Consider the following 6,145-nt stretch of genomic DNA (forward strand, 5'->3'; position numbering starts at 1 on the left):
ACAACGAGCTGGGTGGGCCGAACGACACCGCGTGTCACTTCGACATCCCGATGCGCGGGAACAGCCTCTACCTCGACGACGAGCTGATCGTCGACGCCGGCGAGCTCACCGTCCCCGAGATGAAGCCGGTGGCCAGGCGATGACCAGCGTCGAGAACCCCTCCGAGGTGCTCGTCGAGACGGTCACCACGGTGAACGGCCGGGTCGTCACGGCGAACGTCCCCGCTCGGCTCCACGTGGCGGACTTCCTCCGTCAGCACCTCGGCCTCACCGGCACGCACCTCGGCTGTGAGCAGGGGGCCTGCGGGATGTGCACGGTGATCGTCGACGGCGAGGCGGTCAAGTCCTGCCTGATGCTGGCGTGCCAGCTCGACGGCCGGAACGTCCAGACCGTCGAGTCCCTGGCCGAGGGCGACGAGCTCAACCCCCTGCAGCAGGCGTTCAAGGAGGAGCACGCGCTCCAGTGCGGCTTCTGCTCGCCGGGTTTCCTCATGACCGCGACCGCGCTCGCCCACCAGGGTCGCCGACCCGGACGGGACGAGATCCGCGAGGAGATCACCGGGGTCCTCTGCCGCTGCACCGGCTACGACAACGTGGTGACCGCCATCGAGCGCTGGTTCGCGGAGAACCCCCAGGGCGCCTCGGAGGACCCGCTCCCGGCCGTCACCGACACCATTGCGACGCAAGGCTGACATGACCACTCTGGAAGACCCGGCAACCGAGGTCGACGCAGTCGGCGTGCACGAGCGCCGCCGCGTCATCGGCACGTCGCAGCTCCGCAAGGAGGACGATCGGCTGCTCCGGGGCGACGGCCGATTCACCGACGACGTCGACCCGGCGCGCGTCCTGTACATGGCGGTGGCCCGCTGCCCGTATCCGCACGCCCGCATCGTGCGGGTCGACGCGAGCGCGGCGGCCGCCCTCGACGGTGTCGAGCACGTCCTGACCCCGGCGGACATCCGCCGGGACACGGAGCCGCTGACCGTCCTGCGCCCGGTGCCCGGCGCACCGCAACTGCCGTACTACGCCCTCGCCCAGGACGTGGCGACGCACGAGGGACAGCCGGTCGTCAGCGTCGTCGCGAGCAGCCGGCACGTGGCCGAGGACGCGCTCGAGCTGCTCGACATCTCCTACGAGCCGCTGCCGCACGTCGTGGACGTCCTGGCCGCCCTGGAGCCGGACGCCCCGGTGCTGCACCCCTCGGTCCTGGACTCGAACCTGCTGGCCGCGAACTCCGACGGCAGCGGTGACCCGGACGCCCGGTTCGCCGAGGCGGACGTCGTGGTGGAGGGCCGGTTCCGGATCAACCGGGTCACCGCGCTCCCGATGGAGACCAGGGGAGTGGTCGCCGAGTGGCGTCCCGGCGCCCGGGAGCTCACCGTCCACTGCTCGTCGCAGGTCCCGCACCTGATCCGCAAGCAGCTCGCCGAGACGCTGCGGCTGCACGAGAGCGACGTCAGGGCCGTGGCGTCGGACGTCGGCGGCGGGTTCGGGCTGAAGCTGGGCGTCTTCCCGGAGGACGTCCTCGCCTGCCTGCACGCCATCGCGCTCCGCCGCCCGGTGAAGTGGTCGGAGGACCGCGCCGAGCACTTCCGGGGCAGCACCCACGCGCGGGAGTCCGTGCACGACTACCGGATCGCCGCGGACTCGACCGGCCGCATCCTGGCGATGACGAACGTGTACGCCACCGACATCGGCGGCTGGAACTCGCCGTTCGGCTCCGCCCAGCTGTCCAGCGTCGTCTTCAACGGCCCCTACAAGATCAGCGACGGCTACACCGAGCGGCGGGTCACCCTGACCAACAAGACGCCGGTCGGCGCCTACCGCGGCTACGGCCAACCGGAGGTCAACTTCGCCTACGAGCGGCTGATGGACCAGCTCGCCCGCCGCCTGGAACTCGACCCCGTCGAGCTGCGGGCGCGGAACATGGTCACCCCCCGGGACATGCCGTGGAAGAACCCCGTGGGGGCGGTCTACGACAGCGGGGACTACGAGCGCTGCCTGCGGATGGCGGCCGACGCGGTGGACTGGGCCGGCCACCGCGCCGCCGGCCGGACGCCGAGACCGGACGGCCGGCTCGTCGGGATCGGTTTCGCCTCGTTCGTGGAACGCACGGGCTACGCCAGCTCCCGGTTCCTCGCCAAGCGCGGTTCGGTGTTCGGCGCGCACGAGAGCGTCACGCTGCGCGCGAACCGATCGGGCGGGATCGACGTCTACACCGGTGTGTCCACGATGGGCCAGAGCAGCGAGACCGCGTTCGCCCAGGTCGTCGCGGACGTCGTCGGCACCGACTACGACGCCGTCAGGGTGCACGCCGGGGACACCGGCGCGTCGCCCCTCAACACCGGTGCCTTCGCCTCCCGCACCATGATCGCCGCGGCGGGAGCGCTCAGATCGGCGGCCGAGCAGCTCGCCGCCAAGACGCGGCGGATCGCGGCGTGGCAGCTCGAGGCCCCGGTGGACGAGATGGAGGTCGCCGGTTCCGTGGTCCGGGTCCGGGCCGACCACTCCCGGGCGCTCCCGCTGGCCGCGGTGTACACGACCGCGATCACCGGCCAGGGGATGCCCCCGGAGGAGGAGCCCGGCCTCGAGGCGACCGCGCACTTCGAGCCCCCGGACGCCGCCTACTCCTTCGGGACGGCCGCGGCGCAGGTCGCGGTCGACCCGCTGACGGGCGAGTTCGACATCGAGCGGTTCGTGCTGGTGCACGACGGGGGGACGGTCGTGAACCCCACGATCGTCGAGGGGCAGGTGCGCGGCGGACTCGCCCAGGGGTTCGGCGCGGCCCTGACCGAGGAGCTGCGCTACGACCCCGAGACCGGCCAGCTCGTGAACGGGTCGATGGTGGACTACTTCGTCCCCACCGCGGCCGACCTCCCGCACGTGGAGCTCCTGCACACCGCGGTGCCCTCACCGGTCACGCCGTTCGGCGTGCGCGGGGTCGGCGAAGCGGGGACCATCCCACCGGGTGCCGCCGTCGCGAACGCCGTCTGCGACGCGCTCGCCGACCACGGCGTGGAGCTCAGCGCGTTGCCGATCACGCCGGAGGCGATCTGGAGCGCGCTTGCGGGACGGTCGTCCGGAGGCGGCGACCCCGAGCTCACACCCACGACCACGGATCTGCCCGACGGAGGAGTCGAGTACTGATGACCCAGAACGCCACCGACCCGTCCTGCGCCTCCCCGGCACCCGCCGGGCTCTCGCGCATCGGGCTGATCGTGCCCAGCTCCAACACCACGATGGAGACCGAGCTCCCCGAGCTGTTCCGACGGCAGAGCGAGGCGACCGGCCACCGGTACACCTTCCACTCCGCCCGCGCCGCGATGAAGCAGGTCACCCACGAGGAGCTCCTCGCGATGGTGGACCGTGCCGCCGACTGCGCGACGGCGGTGTCGGACGCCGCCGTCGACGTGATCGCCTACGCCTGCCTCGTCGCGGTGATGGCCCAGGGACCGGGCGCCCACAAGGAGTCCGAGCAGGTCATCGCGGACGCGGCGCGGGAGAACGGCCACCCCGCCGGGGTCGTCAGCAGCGCCGGCGCCCTGGTCCGCACGCTGCGGACGAACGGCTACTCGCGGGTCGCGATCGTCACCCCGTACATGGCGCCGCTGACCCGCATGGTCCGCGAGTACATCGAAGGGGAGGGGATCGAGGTCCTCGACGCCGTCGCCCTCGAGGTGCCGGACAACCTCGAGGTCGGCCGCCTGGACCCGTCCGGCCTCCCGGGGATCGCGCGCGGGTTGAAGCGTGAGGGCGCGGAGGCGATCGTCCTGTCCGCCTGCGTGCAGATGCCCTCGTTGGCCGCGGTCCAGGCCGTCGAGGACGAGCTGGGCCTGCCGGTGGTCACGGCCGCGACCGCCACCGCCTACGAGGTCCTCACCAGCCTCGGTCACGCGCCCGCGATCAGCGGAGCGGGGCGCCTGCTCGCGCCCGCGTAGGACCGGTCGACGGCGTTCGCGGAGGTCGGCCGCCGCTCACCCGCGCCGCCGATTTCCGAAGTGAGGGCAGCGCGACCGGTACCTCACCGGCGGCATCACCGCTGGTCCACTGTCGGTGAGCGGCCTCCGGGTCCGGTGACGATCCAACGGGCGGAGCCGCGCCATCGGCGCAGCAGCTCGGCGAGTCTTCGTCCGGATAAGGGTTTGCCCGCTCGGCTACCGTCTCTGCTGTCAGCTCGCCCGCTTCCCGACATGCCACCGGCACGCAAGAAGAGGCAGCACCGTGGCCAAGGCCGTACTCACCCCGCAGGCGGAGAACTTCCCCGCCTGGTATCAAGAGGTCGTTGCTCGCGCCGAGCTGGCCGAGAACGGTCCGGCGCGGGGGACCATGGTCATCCGGCCGTGGGGCTACGCGATCTGGGAGCTCATGCAGGCCGACATGGACCGGCGGATCAAGGCGACCGGCGCCCAGAACGCCGCGTTCCCGCTGTTCATCCCCATGAGCTTCCTGGAGAAGGAGAAGCAGCACGTCGAGGGATTCTCCCCGGAGCTGGCCGTGGTCACCCACGGTGGTGGGGAGCAGCTCGCTGAGCCGCTGGTGGTGCGCCCCACCTCCGAGACGGTCATCAACCACTACTTCGCGAAGTGGATCCAGTCCCACCGGGACCTACCGCTGATGCTCAACCTCTGGAACAACGTGGTCCGCTGGGAGCTGCGGCCACGGCTGTTCCTGCGCACCACCGAGTTCCTCTGGCAGGAGGGCCACACCGCCCACGCCACTTACGAGGACGCGGTCGAGGAAACCCGGCGCATGCTGGACGTCTACCGGCAGTTCATGGAGGAGTCGCTGGCTATCTCGGTCGCGGTGGGAGAGAAATCGCCGGGCGAGCGCTTCGCCGGCGCCGACCAGACCTTCACCTGCGAGGCGCTGATGCGCGACGGCAAGGCGCTGCAGATGGGGACCAGCCACAACCTGGGCCGCAACTTCGCGCGCGCCTTCGACATCCGGTACCTGGACGCCAACGGCGAGCGCCGCCACGCCGCCACCACCTCCTGGGGCACGTCCACCCGGATGATCGGCGGAATGATCATGGTCCACGGCGACGATCACGGGCTGCGCCTGCCCCCGGCGATCGCGCCGCACCAGGTGGTGGTCATGCAGCTGGACGAGGAGAGGGAGGCCGCCGGGGCGGCCGAGCGTATCGAGGCGGAGCTGCGCGTCGCCGACGTCCGCACCCACCTCGACGCCCGCACCCACACCTCGTTCGGACGCCGCTCCGTCGACTGGGAGCTGAAGGGCGTCCCCGTCCGGATCGAGCTGGGCGCGCGGGAGCTGGCCTCCGGCCAGGCCACCCTGGTCCGCCGCGACAACCGCAGCAAGAGCTCCGTTCCGCTGGACGGCGCCGCACGCGCCGCCGCGAGCCTCCTCGACGAGATCCAGCAGGTGCTGTTCGCGGCGTCGCGCACCTTCCGCGAAGAGCACACCTACCCGGTCACCGACTTCGACGAGTTCAAGCAGCGCGTCGGAGACGGAGGGCTGTTCCTCGCCGCCTGGTCCGGCACAGAGGAGTCGGAGCAGGTACTCGGTGAGGACACCAGCGCCACGATCCGCTGCATCGTCGACGCCGACCCGCCCGCACCCACCTGTCTGATCACCGGCATGCCCGCCAGGCACACCGTGCTGATCGGCCGGGCCTACTGATACCGAGTAGCCCATGCCCGGCCCACTCGGTCCCTCCGGGTCGGGGCCGACCTGGAGCGCGACGCTCTCCTCGCCGGCGACTACATGACGTCCTTCGGCGTGGACCGGTGCCACGAAGAACTCGCGAACGTGGTCGGACAGGCGCGAGCCCTCGGTGTGCCGTTCGAGGTGTCGAGTTCGGTCGAGCGGATCTACCGACGGGCTCTCGCCCGGTACGGAGCGGCCGACGGCGAGCTGTTGGCCGTGGCGCTACTCGAGGAGGAGGCCGGGGTCGAGTTGCGATAGCGCTCGGCACGGCCCGCCGACGAGGCCTCCACGGCAACGGACAGGACCCGTGCCCTTTGCGGCACGGGTCCTGTCCGGGACTGCGGGTCAGGTCGGCGAGTTCTCCCTGACCGTGCCGGCGGAGTCGGTGGCCTGGTTCTTGACCTGTTCGGCGGCGGAGCGGCTTTCCGCGGCGACGGTCTGTCCGGCGTCGGTGGTGGTGGACCTGACTTGGTCGACGG

General features: G+C 71.6%; 5 protein-coding genes and 1 pseudogene. All 6 read left to right on the forward strand.

Annotation, left to right across the window (positions count from 1 at the left end):
- Positions 1-143, forward strand: a pseudogene (locus JWP64_RS03875) (leucyl aminopeptidase); the annotation flags it as partial.
- Complete coding sequence (locus tag JWP64_RS03880; RefSeq protein WP_297492332.1) at positions 140-691, forward strand: (2Fe-2S)-binding protein; 552 nt, start codon at positions 140-142, stop codon at positions 689-691. The pseudogene JWP64_RS03875 and the gene JWP64_RS03880, both read left to right, overlap by 4 nt.
- A gap of 1 nt (position 692) precedes the next feature.
- Positions 693-3,146, forward strand: a complete 2,454-nt coding sequence (locus JWP64_RS03885) for a xanthine dehydrogenase family protein molybdopterin-binding subunit (protein ID WP_297492333.1) — start codon at positions 693-695, stop codon at positions 3,144-3,146.
- Positions 3,146-3,937 carry an Asp/Glu racemase gene (locus tag JWP64_RS03890; protein WP_297492335.1) on the forward strand — a complete coding sequence of 264 codons (792 nt, stop codon included), beginning with the start codon at positions 3,146-3,148 and terminating at the stop codon, positions 3,935-3,937. Before JWP64_RS03885 ends, JWP64_RS03890 begins: the two co-directional genes overlap by 1 nt.
- Positions 3,938-4,220: 283 nt before the next feature.
- Positions 4,221-5,639, forward strand: coding sequence for a proline--tRNA ligase (gene proS, locus JWP64_RS03895; protein WP_297492337.1), 1,419 nt, complete (start codon positions 4,221-4,223; stop codon positions 5,637-5,639).
- An 84-nt stretch (positions 5,640-5,723) separates the two neighbouring features.
- The gene (locus tag JWP64_RS03900; protein ID WP_297492339.1) at positions 5,724-5,924 is read left to right on the forward strand and encodes a hypothetical protein; all 201 of its coding nucleotides are present in this window, start codon (positions 5,724-5,726) and stop codon (positions 5,922-5,924) included.
- The last annotated feature ends 221 nt before the right edge of the window (positions 5,925-6,145 follow it).

Source organism: Pseudonocardia sp. (assembly GCF_025465255.1).
Lineage (GTDB): Bacteria > Actinomycetota > Actinomycetes > Mycobacteriales > Pseudonocardiaceae > Pseudonocardia.